The organism is Tissierella simiarum (assembly GCF_018917865.1).
Classification (GTDB): Bacteria; Bacillota; Clostridia; order Tissierellales; family Tissierellaceae; genus Tissierella_C; species Tissierella_C simiarum.
Genome location: NZ_JAHLPM010000012.1, coordinates 123972 through 142307, shown reverse-complemented (window position 1 = coordinate 142307; position 18336 = coordinate 123972). Strand labels below are relative to the sequence as shown.

Here is an 18336-nt window from a genome sequence, read left to right as displayed (position 1 = left end):
CTCATTCTTTTAGTGGCAAAGGTAATCCTTATGATAATGCATGTATAGAATCCTTTCATTCAGTTTTAAAGAAAGAAGAAGTTAATCAAGTTAAGTACTTTGACTTTGATACAGCAAGGATAGCCATATTTGAATATATAGAGTCTTGGTATAACAGAGAAAGAATACATAGCTCTATTGGTTATATTACTCCCCAGCAATGTGAAGAGAATGCTAGGGAATCAGCTTAAGAAAATGTTTGAAAAAATGTGTCTACTATATTGACATAAGTCCAACATTAAAATAATTATAACTTGATCAAGATAAGTTATTTCATCAGCTGCTTTTAAATATTTTCCCGTCAAATTACGCTCTTTAATGAAATTTCCTACTGAAAAATCACGACTTCCCCAAGTATATCCAGTTAAACTAGATAATCTTACTATATCTCTAGTATTATTAGCTTTTTCCGCCAGATTGATTGTTGCATTAACCGACATCATTAAGATTGACACATTGTCCAATTCCAACATATGCAGACACTAATTCTGGATATGTTTTTATAAAGGATAATTCAGTACTTATATCTAAGTCTGGATTACGATAATAAGTTTTTCCACTACCCCGTTGATCCCAATTTATAACTGTATAATTCTGCTCTAACCCACGTTGATACTTATAAATGCTAGGCGTAATCGGACCCCCAGGTTCACCGTGCAAAAATAAAATAATTGAGTTTTCATTATTAATACCATGTATATTAAGATATTGCTCTATACCACCAATCTTTATATATACTTCTTCCTGGATACCATTTTTAAAGGTTATTTTCTGCTCTTTCTGATAACCATGACGAATGTATAGTCCGTACAGTTAAAAAAGTAAATACTACTAAGATACATAGTGTTAAAATTATTAAAATAATATTTCTAATAATTCTACTATTTTTCTTTTTTCTGTCTTCTGCTTCATAAGTTGCTCTTTTTATTTTAAATTTTAGTTTCATCTATTAGTCTAATTTTCAAATCTCTTGTTGTAATTCATTCCCATGGATCATCTAATTCACATGATTCATGTACCCTAATATCATCATCATTTATATCTTCATTTAGAATATACAAATATCCATTTTCTTGTCCGTTATGCTGAATACTTCCGTCATTCTCTACAGAAACTTGGGTTGGTCTATGTGAAAAAGCAATTGCAAGATTTTTATTCCTCGTTATTGAGCTGCCACTTCTTAAGATAGTCATTTTAACTTGAGAACCATGAAACCATATATTTGAATTTTCTTGATCTATCCTTTGTTCTTTCATATCACCACTAAATGCCATTAATAAATTTCTCCTTTTCTGATCCATTCTTGAATTAAATTTCAAGAATATCTTTTAATATTTAATCATTCTTACCGTTAAAATATTCCTCTACTAATTCTACTATTTTCTATTTGTTCTACAAATATCTTCTCTATTCCTTCTCTCTCTAACAAATATTTCTCCTATTATTAAAATAAGGTAAACAACTTCTGCTGTTTAGCTTATTTTATAATTCTATTTCTTCTCTTTAACAATTATTATAGTAAGAGTTCTTTTTTTATCTATCTAACTCAACCTTCTAGAAATGAATCAGATAAACTCCAATGATTACTATAGTATTATTCTAAGTTTATTGACTTTTTGTATATTCATTTACCTTTCCTGCACTTTATTATAAATGTGGCAGGATAATAACTCGCCTTGTACTCTGAATACCACATTTCTGGTTTACCCTGTCCAGATTCCCTTGGCAACTCGATGTCATCAATAACTTTCTCAATGAAAAATCCACTATTAATCAATGCATTAATATATGTACTTAATTTTCTATGATGATATACTGCAGGAGTTGGCTTCCAGGCTTCATGTAATGTTGCCGTCTCATCGTGATAAGGTTTAGTGAAAATAAGGCTTTTATCATAGTATGTAAGTCGACTATGTATAGGATGTTCCCAACTGAAAATAAATGTTCCTCCTGGCTTTAAATAACTGTATATATTGTCTAAGGTCTTAGGTAAATCAAGGGTCCAACCCAAAGCATATATAGAATAAATAATATCAAAATAATTTAATGGAATACCAGGATTCTCTTCCATTGGGGATTCAAAAAGCTTACCATCTAGATTTATTCCAACAACTTGTTTGGCAGTTTCAATCTGCTCCCTTGATAAATCCAGTCCCCAAATTTCTTTAACTTGCTTTGAATACATATACTTCATAGAATGACCGCTTCCACAGCCAATATCTAAGACTTTTAGTCCTGATAAATCGCCAAACAGATTAAGTTTATCTTCACTGGGTACATAAGGGCCATAATCAGGAAGTGCTGCTCTACCAAAAAACCTTTTAGATGCTAAATCCCAACTTTGTTTATTTATCATTAAATTTTCATCCATCGTATTTTCCAGGTAAGTATCCACCTTATCCATTAACGTATCATCCTTTCTTCAGTAAACTGTACGACCTAGATATGGTATAATTCTTTATGTTTCAAGTTCCCTCTAACTCCATCCTAAAAACATTTCTTAGTAAAGGGGTTTAGAACATTGAACTTGTCCTATAAATATACCCCTAGTACTTTTATACAAACACCTTATTATAATAGATGGAAAGATCTATAGAAATTAAATCATTCCTTAACAGAATTTTTGCTGAATGCTTCAATAAATGCTCTATAAGCAAAGATCTTTAATTTCTTTTGTCTTTTCTTTCGAGATGGGTTAATAATTCTTCGATGCAACCATTCTAAATTAAGTTTTTTCCAAATCTCAGGTGTACGTTTCACTTTTCCGGTAATTACATCAAGGCTTCCCCCTACTCCTAAAGTCACTTTAGCAGTAATTCTACTTTTATACTTATATATCCACTTATCCGCTAGTGGTGAACCTAAAGCTACAATTAGAATATCTGGTTTGGAGTCTTCAATCTCTTCGATAATTTTTAATTCCTCTTCATAGTCAAAAAATCCATGATGCCTTCCAGCGATTTTTATATTTGGATAATTTTCAGTTATATATTCTGATGTTTTCTGATTTACCAATTCATCTGCTCCTAGAAAATAAAAAGACCATCCTTTTTGATTACCTAATTCTAATAAGTCAAATCCTGTAACACGCTCAGGTATTGGATTTCTTTTTAGATTTGAAGCAAATACAATGCCTACCTCATCAGGAGTAATTAAGTCAGCTTCAGATGATATCTTTTTTAGTTCAGAATCTTCTTGAATCTGTATCGCAATTTCCGGATTTACAGTAATTATATGAAAAGTCTCATTTCTATTTTCTTCAATCTTACTATTTATTAGCTCAATTGTTTCCTTTAAATCTAGTTTAGAAAATTCTATGCCCAAAATATTTACACAATTATCCATACCATAGTTCCCTTTCTTTTCCTATTAAACTTAATTTTAATTCTATAAAATTCATTTATTTAATTTATATAGTTTTATAAAGATATGAATTTTTGAGCATCTCCTGGTAGATATTTTACATTCTTAAGATACTTAGTTACATTCTTATCATCATCATACGGATATTCAAACTCAAAATGGTTAGCCACGATTATTGCCACTTTTCTAAATAAATTACACATATTAAATAATGCTTGCCATATATTTTCATAATTAGCATCTGAATAAGTTGCAACAAATTCATTCCACTCATCTTTATCAAGAAAATCTTCAATATACTTACCACATTTCCCAGCACTTTTTGTAAAATTTGTTTTAATGCCAATATACCATTCAATCATTTGAATTAAAACATTTCGATTAACTTGTTCATACATAAACATGGCATATGTTAACTCTTCACGCCAAAGCCCCTTGCTTATATTCATACAAATCCACCAAAATTCATTACAAATATCAGCAAATTCTTTTTCAGATGGTCTTTTTATGTGGTAATCCTCATCACTTGAAGGCGGAAGTGGTTCTATAATACCATCTTTATCTAAAAGTAACATACTTAAACTATCATATTTAATTAATTCATCCATTTTCTCCAATGGAATCAAAGTAAGATCAATACGGTTCCCATCTATAAACTGCATAAGATAAATAAAACGTCCGTCATTTTCAGCAGGAGGCAATACTTTACTCTCTGGCATCTGCATCATTATTCTCTCACCAAATATATCTACCCAACTATGATCTAGTGTGAATGATTCTATATTCTTTACAATATATACAATATCATAGTCCTGAAAAAGATCTTTTTTAGCATTGGGATTAGTACGTGACCCATTCATTATTACAGCACGTATTCTTTCATGATTACTAGCTGTATTTAATATTAAATCCATCATCTCTTTTTCACTACGCATCATTTACTACCTCCATACTATTAATTATTTTAATTTTTAAAATTTGTTCTAATCATTTAATCTTTATATTCTTTAGTAAATAAAAATGGTAGGAATATAGCAGCATTAAGAATCAAGCCTATAATTAAGTCATCTAACGTAATTATCGCACCATAAGTAGCACTGGCAGTATAATTTATATTATTAATTAAATGAAGAATTATAACGGACCAAAGGTTTTCAGTTCTCATATAAACAAATCCTAAAAAAATTCCAGATAATATACAATAAGAAACATGTGATATTACACAATAAATAGGTGTACTTGGGCTATACAACATAAAACAAAGTGGCAAATGCCATATACCCCATATAAATCCCAGTATAATAACACCGAGTTTCTTACCAAATAGAATTTGAAGTCTTGGCTGTAAGTATTCTCTCCATCCTAATTCTTCTCCAAAAAATATTATAGAAGATATTACTATACTAATTGGCACATCAATAAATAAAGCTATAATATATCTTATAGTTTTTAACACTTCAAATGAATTTTCATAAAAGAATTCTCCAACTATAATTCTGATTAATTTAATCATAATAAACAATAGGCAATATAATGAAACACTTCTAAAATTCTTTTTAAAAACCATGTTAATTTGCTCAAAGCAATTTTCTTCATTATTAAAAATTAAAATAAAGGTAACTATACTTGAAACGATCACTAGTATATTTAGAGCTGTTGATACATGGCTTGGAAAAACAAAAACTCCAATGACTAAAATGATTATTGCTAGAATACTTAAAAAGATATAAAGCTTGAAGAAATCCATTAATTTATTAGATATACCATCCTTTTCATAATAGATCTTCATTCCAATAGCACTTAAAGCAGGATACATCATCTGTACTATAGCAAATCCTGATCTAGCACTATCATCAATATCCTTATAAACCAAGAACATCAATATACCCATACCAAATGTAATTAAAAAGTTAACTAATAAGAATCTGGATATTTCATTCTTAATATTTGTCAAACTCGAATCCATAAAATCCCCTCCCAATATTTTAAAATAGACATTTAATGATATAGGATTTATTTTAATTCTCTCATTATAGGCAAATAATAACTCAGCATATAGTGTAATATCACCTTTTATTAGTTAAATTTATATTATACAAAGATCTTAATTTATTCAGCCAAACTTTTTAGTTTCCAACCATCTATATTGAATCCACCCATTTTATCTAAAACATAATTCGTAAGCTTAGCAAACAACTTTATTTTTTCCCCTTTTTCATTATTATTTAGAGAATGTAAAAATTCATTAGCAAAGTATTCATCTGGGAAGCTAGCAGTTAAATACTTTTTTATAAAATAAGGATCACTTATATATCTGGAAATTTGATAGAAAGGTATGATTTCAACTCTTAAATATCTAGAATACTCTTCAAATAATATTTTTAATGAATTATAGTAAACAAATTCAAAATCTAGTCTATTTTGTTCATAGCAATCTAATAAGTTATCTAAAGTATCCCATAAGTAATATTTGATCATCTCTACAGAAATGTCATCTAATTCGTTATATTCTTTATCAAACCATATCCTAGCTTCACTTTTTAACTTTATTACTTCATCATAATTATCAAATATAATTTTCCCGGTTAAAAATTGAACCATCGAATGTGGCGTTAAGCTTTTATAGTCTTCTTCAAAATACTTTTTTATTTGTTTTGGAGAATTTGCAAAATACTCTATTAAATAACCATCAACAATTGTATTTCCTCTTTCTCTCCACTGAGCATCATCTGATAAAATAATATGTACATCAATATCTGAATGTGGTGACGGATTTCCAGTAACATAGCTGCCACAAACAATAGCTCCTATTACATCATCCCGCTTTTTCCAACTTTCTAAAAAAGTATTTAATGCTTTTTCCCATTTTTCCATAAATTCATCCTCCATTCCCTTCATTTTTATATTAATTTAACATTTCGTATCACTTAAAACTTATAGAGAATACATACTAATACAAATAAAGATTATATTTTCAACCTTGCCAATGATAATGAGATATATGACATAAAATTATATAGTGCATGGATAAGAATACAACAAGATAAAGAGTTTGTTTTAATATAAATTAATCCTAATACAAGTCCACAAATCATAGCAGATAATGTTTGGACAAAATTAAAATGTAATAAAGCGAAAAGTAATGTTGAAATAATTATAGCAATAATTGTGGTGTATGTATTTCTTAGAGTTTCTAAAACAAATGCTCTAATCAAAATTTCCTCTACGATTGGTGCAAGTAAACAAACACGAATAAACATTATCATAGGATACTGAAGTAGCTCTTCTATATTATTGTTATATTTTACTGCACTTGATACAAATAAACTATCAAACAATGGATCTAAAAGCTTATCAAGAAAAACAAAGAAAAGTACAGCACAAGCAATTGAGATAAAAAATTTTTTACAGTTATATTACTAAATAAATTTAATCCTATATTATACCTTGTCACCAGATAACGAATGTATAGAATGTTCAAAATGATTGAAATAACTAAATCTAAAAATGCCGAAACTTTTCCTTTAAAGTTGTCTAAAATCGCCTTATTTATAATAACAGGAAGTAGACCGCATACTACAATATAAATGATTAAACAGACGACTACACTGCCAATTTTTATTGTCTTATCCATCTTAACACCCTTTTTCCTAAATATAAATGATATCTAGCCACCTTTATTTCAAATTAATTAATTTTTTTTAGGATCTATAGCATTGAATTCTTCAACAGTCATACCATAATATATTTCATCAAAATAGTCACCGTTGGTATATACCATTCTGCGCAATCTACCTTCTTGCTTAAATCCTAATGATTCATGTAGCTTTAATGATTTTTCGTTAAAAGAATATACAAAGGCATTAACTTTTTGATACCTTAGTTCCCTAAAATAATACCTCAATACAATTTTAATTGCTTCTTTTGCATACCCTTTCCCCCAATAAGGTTTTTCTAATCCTATGCCATATTTAAATGTTCCATTTCTTTTATTACAAGAAAATGTATTTATATTCCCAACTGGATTTCCATTTAAATCTTCAATAATCCACCAAAATTCATCGTTTTCAGGTTCCTTCTTGATAATACTTTCTAACCTCTCCCGCATTTTCTCTTTTGACTGTGGAAAATGAATTTCATCGCAAAACTTATCTAAATCTGTATCAGCTTCAAAACCAGTTTTAAAAAAATCATCAATATCTTTTAATTCTACTGCTCGAAGTCGTACTTTTTCACCAATCCAAAAGTTATTAAACATTCTAAGCCTCCTCTGCTAATTTCTTATGAATTACTTAAATAGTATAATTATCATATATTTAAAAATAATTTTCAGGTATTATATATAGCTTGTACTAATTCGCTAGAATTTCTAATTCTCTATACCTTAAACCTACTATTCCACACTAAACTTAATTACCAAAATATTTCATACTCTTTTACTTCTCCACCCATTTCATTTAAAACTATATCTTTTATTTTAGATAATTTATCTAGCTTTTCGCTGACACTTGGACATAACATTACTTGCTCTGCTAATTCTCCTATTTCTTTTTCTCTAAGTTTTAAATCCTCTATTAAATGTTTGTTAGTAGGCATATACCATTTTCTTACATCATAATATCCGCTTAGTGCCTCAAAAAGTATTTCTGTAATTAGGGTAACTGCTCCTGCCAGTTTACCATTTTCAATAAGTCCTTCAACTGTTTTTAAATCTTGTGATAATATAGATCGTATTATTAATTTTTCTTGTTCACTTAAAGCAGCTGGACCTTCATCTGCTTTTAATCTCGATTTTTCCATGTATTCACCGATTAAACCGCTAGGATCGTATAAAATTTTACCTACTAACCCCATTGGAACTCCACGAGTCCTTTTATTAAATTTAGATTTAAATGATTCAACTGAACGCCAAGATATTTGAATAGGAACAGTATCTTCAAAAAAGAAAGTTGTTTTATCTTTCTCGTCTTCCTTCACAACATAAAGATCAATATCACTATATTTATGATTATTGCCTTTTGCTAATGAGCCATATAAAATTATCCCTGCTATACTCTTATCACTTTTAAGTTCTTCACATACCTTTTCTAAAGCATTTTCATAGATTTCTTTCATCTTTATAACCCCCATTAATTCTTTAAATCCTATCTCTACTAATATTACTTTAATCTATTTGATGCATTTTCTGCCTTTTCAATACTTTATTTTAACTATTACAACTCAAGACTCGCTTCAACTGCAAACCAAAATAATGCTTCCCTAATAAAGCTCCTGTCTACTTCACTCCTTGAATCCCATTCTTCATAGCTAATATCATCACCACTATAAAGCATTTGACCAAAGTTAACATTTCTATATTCTGCAACTGCGCAGAAAGCAGAACATTCCATCTCTACTGCCAAACATCCCTCTTCTTTTCTTAATTTCATTTTGTTTTTGGTTTCTCTATAAAAAGAGTCAGTACTTCATGTTTAACAAGAATATAACTACAATTGTGTGCTTTTAAAACTTTCTCAATTGCTTTTACAGCCTGGCTATTTACAGAAACTTCTCTACTTGGTTCAATATAGTGATACGAAGTTCCCTCATCTCTAACGGCTGAAATAGGTACAAGAATATGACCAGCTGCAATATTCTTATCTAACACTCCCCCACTACCACAAGAAATGAATTTCCTACCTCCTAATGCAATAACCCCTTCCATAAGTGCCGCTCCAAGTGCACCCCCTACTCCTGGATGAAATACAGTGACTTTTTTATCCTTATACTCTAACTCATAAACTGGATGTTTGCCCATCTGAGAGTAAAGTGTTTTTATCTCTTTAAGTTTTCCTTCATTAAGAAGTTTCTCAATTACTTCACTATAGAAACACATTACAACTATCTCAGACATTTCTATTTTTCAACTAATTTAGAAGGCTCGATAATGTTCTCAGATACTCCATCAAATTCTAATATTGGAACTTTATTATTTATCATAATGATTCCTCCTTGTCATTTAAGGTAATATATTAAATTCTTATCATAATATAAATTTCTCTTATCTTTTTTGTTTTTCTATAATCATATTATTTTAGGTATTCTTTTACCAATGATTCAGCTAATGCCTTGGATGAATCTATGAAATCAACTTGATCTTTAAATCTATTTTTTAAAACACTTAAGTCAGTGCAGGCTATAATAATATCATTAACTTCTGCTTTAATAGCATCCTTAACTAGTTCATCCCAATATGTATTAATTTCAGTCATTTCCTTCTTCTCTTTTATCATTTGAATTATAATATTTATTCTTTTTTGCCAATCACTTTTAAATATAAATTGATTATTTGAATTTAATATTCCTTTTTGATATAGATTAGAATCAAAGGTTGATTCAGTTGCAAATATTGTTGTTTTTCTATTTGAACCTACCTTTTTTATAGTTTCATCAACAATATTTAATAATGGAACATTGAGACTTTTCTCCAATTCATTAAAATATATATGAGCAGAGTTGCATGGCATTGCAATACAACTAACTCCTGTTGACTCAAGATGTTTAAGACCTGTAATTATAGTTTTCTTCATTTCTTCATGATTAATTGGACGATCTAAATAAAATGGTGTGGGAAGAGAGTAAATCATAATTGGAGGATAATCTATATCATATTTTGCATTATATTGAATTTGACATTGATCAAGTACTAATTCAAGAAAAGTAGATGTAGACCTTGGTCCCATTCCAGCTAGTACTCCTATTAATTTTTTCATTTAATAACTCCTTTATTTTTCTATAAATACAATTTCTAATGAACTTAACTATATTCGTTTCATCTAAATGTCAAAAATTGATTATTACTAATTTAATTTTAGAGGCTGACATTAGGTCAGCCTCTAAAATTCATAGTTTTACTCTATTGGTTTACCAAAAAATATAGAACACTCTTCCATAGCATCTCTTAATTTATCTCTTAAATCAACTAACCATTCAGGTTCATTATCCCAAATTTCTGCAGAAGATCTTAGAACTCTAGAATATCCATACAAGTTTGCAAACCTTCTAAATATGGGGATGCGTAATAACATTTCGTCAGAAATATCAAACTCTTCTCTATATCCTTTTATAAAATTTTCTTTCATTATAGAAAAATCTCCGCAATCTATTTCTTCCTTTATGTTATCTAATGCTTGTACAATATCCATAACGTACCAATGATACATTGAATCATCAAAATCAATTATACTCAAAGTATCTGTTGATTGACTATAAAACACATTATCTAACTCAAAATCATAATGTATCAAGCCAAAAACTTGGTCATTTTTAGGTAATTTTGATAAGTATTCTTTTAATATTTTAGCCTCCTGCTTTGCTATAGCTTCATTAGGAAAACTTAATAATTCTTTTTCAATCCATTCAAGAACGTCTTCATATGACCAGCGAAACTTTTTATTAGGATTATATTCTGAAGATAAACTATGAAGTTTACCTAAATATCTACCATGTTTTCTGCATATTTCCTCTGTATAGTCAATATTATCTAATGAATTTCCTAGAACTCTTTCAAAAACTACTGCGAAATAGTTGCCCCAAGGTGTACTTATTTCCATAAATTCTTTATTATTCTTCGAAACTACAGTTTTTAAAGCCGGATATTCTTTTAATCTTAAATAACGAATAAAGTCTAATTCTCCTATTAGATTATTCTTATCTTTTTCTTCTACTGGAGAAAATCTAAGAATTCTAGTTTGTCCATTATACTGAAAAGGATAAACAGCATTGGATGAAATTCTATAGTAATCAAGCATCCCAAGTGAAGATAAATCATATTCCCAATTTTCTAAGATCATTTTCGCTAAATCTCGATTGTCAAAAAGATATTTTAATTTCAACATGTTATCTTACCTCTTTCAAATAAATTTTAATTGTCCTTAACTTAATTTCTGAAGCAGTAAAATAACATCATCTAATCTCAGTCTGTCATATTAACTGAACATAAACCTTTTTTACTGCTTCAACTTAAATAATCATCACCTTATTTCGTATTACTCGACTTTTCATGTCGCTCACCCCTTTCAAGATTAATATTTTATAAATTAACTTTAAAGTACTAATTCATATAAATTACATTCATGTACTCTTTTAAATCTTCTTTTGATCTCATCTTTGTCTTCTCCAACATAATGAGAAAAACATGAATATATATGTAACTTTTCAATCTTAGAGTCTGTTATAATATCACATTCATTTCCTTCTGCATAAACGTGTAAATATGATTCAATACACTTAAATCCTCTTTTTTTATACCATTCATTTACCCATTTATCATCTCTTGTCCATGCTTCAAGCCTTTCTAGTCCAACCTCTCTTGCCTTTTCTTTTACTTTATCTAGAAGCATAGCCGCTACTCCCTTACCCCTATATTCTGGTAAGACGGCTAAATGCCAGATCATTCCTCCAAGCCCATTTCTATTAGAACAAACAGTTCCTTTTTTCTTCTCATATTCCAGATCAATTAAGCCTACTATTTTTCCATCATCTTCGGCAACTAATTCTATTGACGGATTCTCATAATGTTCTTTTTCTCTCAGCACATTATCGAAATATGCACTATCTAAAAATGATAAAACTCTACACCTTACCCATTGTAAATTGTCAGTATCTCTATATTCTCTAATTATCAATCATATTCCTCCTAAATTCTTCAAAGAAAATCATTTATAAAAAATTATGTTACATTGTTATTTATGTTCATTTAAATATGCTTGACATCTATTAATCCAAAGTTTTTCATGTTCTTCTGGCGTTACCGTTCTATTAGCTAAATCCTTAATTTTAAAAATCTTTTGCTCTTCACACCATTTCATACATGTCCTATAAAATTGTATATTATCATCATTCGTTTCAAGATAAGCAAAGACATATTTAAACCCCTTATTATATGCTGCTATTAATCTAGAATAACCATCTATGCAAACTATCTTATCTTCTATTTTCACACATGTTATAACTATATCTTCAGGTATCTTAATCCAAGAATTTACTCTGTTTACCTTAGTCTCATCAACTATTAATTGTCCAGGAGTTATTTCTTCTATATCAATCTTAAAAACTTTAATATTATTATTCATAGATAATATCCATGTAGAGCTTTTTATAAATCCTGCATTTATTAATACATTACTGTTTATTATATTATTATCTTCATTGTATATAATTCTTTTTAAATATGGATTCCAATAATCTATTTCGTCAATTAATCCTTTGAATATTAAATCTTCTCTACATGATTCAAATATATTAAAATTTATAATTTCAGCCTCTTCCATATTCTTTATTTCGTATTCTAGTACTCCAATAATATTCTGACCTTCACTTGCAATTGTTGCAGTATTATGAATTAAACTTTTCTTATACTTTACATATTTAAAATCATCTTTTCTCGCCCTATAGAAATCCATGCTCTCACCATCCCCTTTATACTATAAATTTTCTCTAAAATATATGTGATTTAATGAATACGAAGATTTTTTATAGCCCAGCAGTAGCAACAATTCTAACTTTAGGATAAAATATAAAACGAATTGTCATCCCCCCGCTTTTGCCAAAACTTTGTTAGTAGTAATTTTTATATGTTTTTCCTAAGTATCTCACCTGGTAAACCATCAATTTCACATATCTTTTCTGAAATAAAACCGTTCTTTAATAATATTTTTTTTGATGCTATATTTTTAGGATCTATTATTGCAATAATTCGATGTAAGTTTTTTGATTCTTCAGCCTTGTTTAATAATAGCTTTGCAATTTCATTTCCATATCCTTTCCTCCAAAATTCAGGGAGTAATAGATACCCAAGTTCAGCTTCACTAGAGTCATTCTCATTTATTTCTAATTTTGCTAATCCGATAAAGTTGTTTGTGGCTTTTTCTAAAACCTTAAAGTTTCCAAAATCTTGATATTTTTTATTCTTGTCTAACAATAATCTAAAGTCACTTCTTGCTTCATCTAAAGGAATTGCTCTTTCCGTAACCATTGCCATTACTTTTTCATTACCAACTAAACTAAAATAATCTTCAAAGTTTTCATCTGAGGCAAATTTTTGTATATAAATTCTGTCTATCATTACTTCCTCCTTAATACTAACTTTTAAGTAAATTTGTTACATAAGATTACTGGTGATATTATAAAGCTTTACAACGTAAATAATAAGCTATTCTTAATATATTCATAATTATCTATGTTATAGAAAATGTTATAAACAACGCTTTCTGAAATAATTACCACCTTTCAAAATGTACCTTGGATTCATCATACCTATAAACAATGTCCTTACTTTCATTTATATAACCAATGACTACTAGACCAATGGGTAGAATTTGTGATGGTAATTTAAATAGATTCTTTATAGGTCGCATTAGCTGTGTTGCTGGATATAAGCCACACCAAACAGCACCTAAACCAAGTCCATGGGCAGCAAGCAACATATTTTCTATTGCAGCAGAACAATCTTCAATAAGAAAACCTACTTGTGGTTGCTTTTCTTTATCTCCACATACGATTATTCCACATCCAGCCTGAGTTATCATTTTAGCACGAGCATGGGATTTGGAGATATTTTCAAGTGTTGCTTTATCTCTTACTATAAGGTAGTGCCAAGGTTGTTTGTTTTCTGCTGATGGTGCATAACATCCAGCTTTTATTATAGTTTCTAATTCTGTATCTTTGATTACTTCTCCAGTAAATTTACGTATACTTCTACGAGTAAAAATTGCTTCAAGTACATTAAAAGTTTCACCTAATTCTTTTTTTTGTTTAATACTTTCATGGTATTTAATAATATCTTCATGATTCTTTGGATCAAGATTAGCATGTAATAAATTATCATCTAAGTCCATAGATATAAAAACTTTATCTCCTTCTTTTATATTTACGGTTTTCAAATAAGCTTTATTTAGAGTTAATATATAAACTCCACCACCTCTTGAAAGTAGAGGCTTTCTATAAGGATGACCATTTATTTCTCCTTTTACCTGTATTTTACCTTTCTTATTAAATACTTGTGATGCATTAAATGGAATATCTATGTAAGTTATTCGATCTGATTTAATAATTGCCTCAAAACTTTGTCTCATATAAAAACTCCTCTCTAGTATATAAACTCTTATGACCTCGAAGACTCTCTACTAAAATTTTCATATAACATATGTCAGAATTATCTATGTATTTAAGGCATAAGAAGATTTCGATAATCTATATGTTATCTAATACAGTAGATGAAAAATTCTTCTAGCATTAAAATTGTTTAGTTTATCTTACTTTATGTCGTCTTTATATAGCGTCTTAGTTAAAATATTTCGTATAAAGTCTGTCTTTTTATCACAGTAATTATCTATGTCATATCTATACTCTATTGCTAGTTGTTTTTTTAAACGGCTATACTCTTTTCTTGCATCTTCATTATTCCTCAGATAATCTCTAAAAGCTATGTGTTCTAAATATCCTTTTCCATCTTTCGGACAAACATATAGATGGTATTTCATCATTCCATCATCATATTTTCTTCTAAATGCTTCTCTTCCTTCTATTCCTAAATTCCCCTCATATATGTAGCCTTCTAACTCCAATTTTTCAATGATCTGTGGTAGAACATCATAACTTTCTATTACCACATCTACATCTATTATAGGTTTAGCAGATAATCCTTCTACAGATGTACTCCCTACATGTTCTATTCTTACTATTAAATCTCCTATATAGCTTTTCAGCATGTCCCTGATCTTCTCAAATTCTTGTTTCCAGTTATCATCATACGGCAGTACCTCAACCACTTTGGTTGATTCTGGCATTATAGTTCCCCCTTCACAAATGATTTATTGTCTAATATGTAGTAAAATCTAATCCTGCAAGGTATATAGATAGTAATAATTTAGATGTAAACATCTATCTTTTCAACAACTCTTTATTACTTACACCTTCAACAAGCTCTCCAACTGTTCTAAATTGTCCAAGCCAAAACATTAATGCATCATCACGAATGTACTCTTCATCTATATGAACTTCCCTTATCTCACCAATAAACCACTTATGACTACCTTCATACTCTATTTGATGAACAACCTGGCATTCAAGATTAACTGGACATTCTTCAATTATATAGCTATTAATCTTATTCCCTTTCCGAGGTGTTAAACATGCCTTTTTATACTTATCTTCATTTCTCCTTGAAACTGTGCCACAAATATGTACCTTATCCAATTGTTCTTTAGTTGGGATATTTATACCAAATTCTTTTTTCGAAGTTATTAATTCATAAGTATACTTCTCAGGTTTAATTCCTACCATTACAGATGGAGGATTAAATGAGTAAAAGTGAAATGCTCCAGCTACCATAATATTTCCACCTACAGTTACAAAAACAACCGGAAAAGATGGTAATGAAACTATTCCATTATATAAATTACTATGAATTTTTTTCATAACTCCCCTCCTTAATAGCTTGTCTAAGCATTATTTTTATATTTTCTCAAGAACATTAACATCTATCCCATCGTATATCAAACAATCTTTTTATATTATTATCAACAATATACCATTTTTTCAACTTCCTACATATACTTTTTATAAACAAAGGAATTGCAATATAGATTACAGCCACCAGAAGAATACCTAGCTATTTGAGTTTCGGATATTCTGTTATTCTTTTAGATATAAATATTTTAAAGCAGCCCCATTCTTCTGAGCTAACTCTGCAAAATCATTACTAAGTAAATACATCTCTTGGCTAGCATTTTTAGCATGATTACTAATAAGTGTTTCAGCAAATTTAGTATTGTATATCATTTTAAATATGGAATTCAAAATCCATATGGGACATAACCTAAAAACATTTAACTTTATTGGAGTAATCTTAATACCGACATTTTTTAGAAACTCAAAGTTTTCTCTTAGTGATAAAGACATATTTTGTATTGCCTCTCTATTTTGAGCTGTTGTATAATTATTTCCGCCATCAAAATATATTGCATTTGCCATAGGTATCACCATAGCAAGATGTGATTTTTGCCATGCATCCATGTTATCGCAGATACTAGCAGAAAAGCCACTTGATTTTAAAACATTATATAATTGCATTATTCTAGAGCTTCGCTCACCTGACAATTCTCCAAACGTAGTAGATTGAATGAGTCTTGTCGTTAATTTATAGTATAATATATCGTTTTCAATTTTTCCGCCAGCTCCAGGAAAGGCAGGTATGATTCTTCCTTTTCCTACGATTTCTTCCCACTTATCATATCCAAAAGGATTATTAACCATAGTAACTATATTCTGACTACAATTATCTTTTATATCTAGAAGTGCCGATTCAATCTGCTCATATCTAACCGTAACAAAGATATAGTCGAAAGCATCATCATTAAAAATGGTATCAATTATTTTGACATTGGCATTCTCTATCTTCTCAGTTTTAGCATTATAAAAAACGAGACCATTTTTCTGAAGTTCAGCTAGTCTTTTTGAACGAGCAAACATAGTTACGTCATAGCCAGCTCTTGAGAAGTTTACAGCATATATGCTGCCTATTACACCTGCTCCTACAATAAGTATTCTTGTATTTGTAACACTCAGTTCTCATCACCTCCATAAAATAACTTCTAACTTATTTGATCTTTTTAGTATAATCTCATTTTTTAAAACAAAATTCCAGAGGATAATCTCGATATTGATATTTACTATAATACCTCAACTTGTGCATATATAATAGCTCTATCAAAACTTCTCGCTCAATAAAAGTTTTAGTTATACTTATCCTAATAACTAGCTACTCCAATCGAACAACAAGATATTGTTCTCTATATAGACTATTAGTATATTTCGTCTACAATTGGAATTCCATTTTCTAATCTTCTTCTACTTTCTAGAATATAGTTGCTTTTCCACTGGCCTAGATTTGAAAAGTCAGAACTTCGATACATTCCTATTATATAATATAAGGAGCCTAGTGACTTAAAAATCCAACAAGACACCAGGCCCTTAAATCATATAAAGCCTTCTTTATTTAATATACAAACTTATACTATATACTAAGTTTCTGAGCAACAATGATAAATCTATGCTCTCTACTTTCAATAAATCCTTGTTCTTCAATTATTGAATGTAATTCACATAATTTTTCATAGCAGCTATCTACAGTAAAGTTAGGAAATTCCCACTCAATAATTTTTGCAAAATAAACCAAAGCTCCTACATCAAAAAATTTCAACTTTGGAAAGTATTCTTCTGCTTTTAAAATAGTGAATCCTCTATTTTGAATTAACTCTATATTATTGGCCAAATTATGATCACTACTAGTAATTTCTTTAAAATCATCTATTAAAAACTTTGATATTTCTTTGTTATTTAATCCACCAACTTGTTGTGTAATAAACAAACCATTTGGTTTCAACAATCGGTAAACTTCATTGATGTCAAAAGACTCATGTCTGTTTATTATGATGTCAAACATATAGTTTTCATAAGGTAGATCATGATCATTAAAGACTTGTCTAACATCAATGCCAAGTGGAATTAATGTGTTTTTACATAGCTCAACATTGGGAGGATAAGCTTCTGTAGCAAATGTATTTTGATAAGGGTGTTCAAGAGACAACAAATACTCTCCACCACCAGTTCCCATATCTAATAAGACAGAATCTGCTTTTAAATATTGACGAATAATCTTATCATAATCCCAAGGTAAAGGTTCCTCTGATTTTCTATTACTAATATATGAAAAATTCCAACCTTGAAAACTCTTTTTTTCTTCTGCTAACCAGTATTCTTTTAATTTTTTATAATCCATAACCATACTCCTTTTCATAAATTATTTTGATGAAAAGCAGTGCAGTTAACTGATAACAAATTTTATAATCTCGGTACAATCTGCTATCAGATTATATTAACTGCACCGAGAAG

At 29.2% G+C, this 18336-nt stretch carries 24 protein-coding genes; 1 reads left to right on the top strand and 23 read right to left on the bottom strand.

From position 1 onward, the window contains the following. Window positions 1–230 (top strand): integrase core domain-containing protein (locus tag KQI42_RS14455; RefSeq protein ID WP_216520919.1); only part of this gene is annotated, 230 nt, incomplete at its 5' end. Here KQI42_RS14455 and KQI42_RS14450 read toward each other — a convergent pair. The 23 genes from KQI42_RS14450 to KQI42_RS14340 form a co-directional block, all read right to left on the bottom strand. Then, a complete protein-coding gene (locus KQI42_RS14450) occupies window positions 222–479 on the bottom strand; it encodes a hypothetical protein (protein ID WP_216520918.1) in 258 nt (85 codons plus the stop codon). The two genes, KQI42_RS14455 and KQI42_RS14450, sit on opposite strands and share 9 nt — an antisense overlap. After that, window positions 469–699 (bottom strand): hypothetical protein, encoded by a 231-nt coding sequence (locus KQI42_RS14445; protein ID WP_216520917.1) that lies wholly within the window; start codon window positions 697–699, stop codon window positions 469–471. The genes KQI42_RS14450 and KQI42_RS14445 overlap by 11 nt, the downstream gene beginning before the upstream one ends. A 320-nt stretch (window positions 700–1019) precedes the next feature. Then, window positions 1020–1313, bottom strand: coding sequence for a hypothetical protein (locus KQI42_RS14440; RefSeq protein WP_216520916.1), 294 nt, complete (start codon window positions 1311–1313; stop codon window positions 1020–1022). 350 nt (window positions 1314–1663) lie between these two features. After that, window positions 1664–2443: a class I SAM-dependent methyltransferase gene (locus KQI42_RS14435; protein ID WP_216520915.1), complete on the bottom strand. Its 780-nt coding sequence runs from the start codon at window positions 2441–2443 to the stop codon at window positions 1664–1666. Between the two features lie 200 nt (window positions 2444–2643). Next, a complete protein-coding gene (locus tag KQI42_RS14430; RefSeq protein ID WP_216520914.1) occupies window positions 2644–3384 on the bottom strand; it encodes a WecB/TagA/CpsF family glycosyltransferase in 741 nt (246 codons plus the stop codon). A gap of 74 nt (window positions 3385–3458) precedes the next feature. Further along, window positions 3459–4340, bottom strand: a complete 882-nt coding sequence (locus tag KQI42_RS14425; RefSeq protein WP_216520913.1) for an aminoglycoside 6-adenylyltransferase — start codon at window positions 4338–4340, stop codon at window positions 3459–3461. Between the two features lie 53 nt (window positions 4341–4393). Next, entirely contained in the window at window positions 4394–5368 is a 975-nt protein-coding gene (locus tag KQI42_RS14420; protein ID WP_216520912.1) for a CPBP family intramembrane glutamic endopeptidase, read from the bottom strand. Between the two features lie 143 nt (window positions 5369–5511). Beyond that, window positions 5512–6276 carry a nucleotidyltransferase domain-containing protein gene (locus KQI42_RS14415; RefSeq protein WP_216520911.1) on the bottom strand — a complete coding sequence of 255 codons (765 nt, stop codon included), beginning with the start codon at window positions 6274–6276 and terminating at the stop codon, window positions 5512–5514. 92 nt (window positions 6277–6368) lie between these two features. Next, window positions 6369–6740, bottom strand: a complete 372-nt coding sequence (locus KQI42_RS14410; protein ID WP_216520910.1) for a CPBP family intramembrane glutamic endopeptidase — start codon at window positions 6738–6740, stop codon at window positions 6369–6371. A gap of 353 nt (window positions 6741–7093) precedes the next feature. Beyond that, window positions 7094–7660 (bottom strand): GNAT family N-acetyltransferase, encoded by a 567-nt coding sequence (locus tag KQI42_RS14405; protein WP_216520909.1) that lies wholly within the window; start codon window positions 7658–7660, stop codon window positions 7094–7096. A 155-nt stretch (window positions 7661–7815) separates the two neighbouring features. Next, window positions 7816–8517, bottom strand: coding sequence for a nucleotidyltransferase domain-containing protein (locus KQI42_RS14400; protein WP_216520908.1), 702 nt, complete (start codon window positions 8515–8517; stop codon window positions 7816–7818). 98 nt (window positions 8518–8615) lie between these two features. Further along, a complete protein-coding gene (locus tag KQI42_RS21445) occupies window positions 8616–8831 on the bottom strand; it encodes a nucleoside phosphorylase-I family protein (protein ID WP_216520907.1) in 216 nt (71 codons plus the stop codon). Beyond that, entirely contained in the window at window positions 8828–9295 is a 468-nt protein-coding gene (locus tag KQI42_RS21440) for a phosphorylase family protein (RefSeq protein ID WP_216520906.1), read from the bottom strand. Before KQI42_RS21440 ends, KQI42_RS21445 begins: the two co-directional genes overlap by 4 nt. Before the next feature lie 175 nt (window positions 9296–9470). Continuing rightward, a complete protein-coding gene (locus KQI42_RS14385) occupies window positions 9471–10154 on the bottom strand; it encodes an aspartate/glutamate racemase family protein (protein WP_216520905.1) in 684 nt (227 codons plus the stop codon). A gap of 138 nt (window positions 10155–10292) precedes the next feature. Further along, window positions 10293–11279, bottom strand: coding sequence for a phosphotransferase enzyme family protein (locus KQI42_RS14380; RefSeq protein ID WP_216520904.1), 987 nt, complete (start codon window positions 11277–11279; stop codon window positions 10293–10295). Window positions 11280–11486: 207 nt separating this feature from the next. After that, entirely contained in the window at window positions 11487–12068 is a 582-nt protein-coding gene (locus KQI42_RS14375; protein ID WP_216520903.1) for a GNAT family N-acetyltransferase, read from the bottom strand. A gap of 57 nt (window positions 12069–12125) precedes the next feature. Beyond that, entirely contained in the window at window positions 12126–12845 is a 720-nt protein-coding gene (locus KQI42_RS14370) for a hypothetical protein (RefSeq protein ID WP_216520902.1), read from the bottom strand. A gap of 167 nt (window positions 12846–13012) precedes the next feature. After that, window positions 13013–13507 (bottom strand): GNAT family N-acetyltransferase, encoded by a 495-nt coding sequence (locus KQI42_RS14365; RefSeq protein ID WP_216520901.1) that lies wholly within the window; start codon window positions 13505–13507, stop codon window positions 13013–13015. A gap of 154 nt (window positions 13508–13661) precedes the next feature. Then, the gene (locus tag KQI42_RS14360; protein WP_216520900.1) at window positions 13662–14516 is read right to left on the bottom strand and encodes a nitroreductase family protein; all 855 of its coding nucleotides are present in this window, start codon (window positions 14514–14516) and stop codon (window positions 13662–13664) included. Window positions 14517–14696: 180 nt separating this feature from the next. Further along, window positions 14697–15230, bottom strand: coding sequence for a GrpB family protein (locus KQI42_RS14355; protein ID WP_216520899.1), 534 nt, complete (start codon window positions 15228–15230; stop codon window positions 14697–14699). Window positions 15231–15324: 94 nt separating this feature from the next. After that, entirely contained in the window at window positions 15325–15861 is a 537-nt protein-coding gene (locus KQI42_RS14350; RefSeq protein ID WP_216520898.1) for a flavin reductase family protein, read from the bottom strand. 216 nt (window positions 15862–16077) lie between these two features. Beyond that, window positions 16078–16983, bottom strand: coding sequence for a ketopantoate reductase family protein (locus tag KQI42_RS14345; protein ID WP_343231700.1), 906 nt, complete (start codon window positions 16981–16983; stop codon window positions 16078–16080). A 475-nt stretch (window positions 16984–17458) separates the two neighbouring features. After that, window positions 17459–18223, bottom strand: coding sequence for a class I SAM-dependent methyltransferase (locus KQI42_RS14340; protein ID WP_216520897.1), 765 nt, complete (start codon window positions 18221–18223; stop codon window positions 17459–17461). Window positions 18224–18336: the final 113 nt, after the last annotated feature.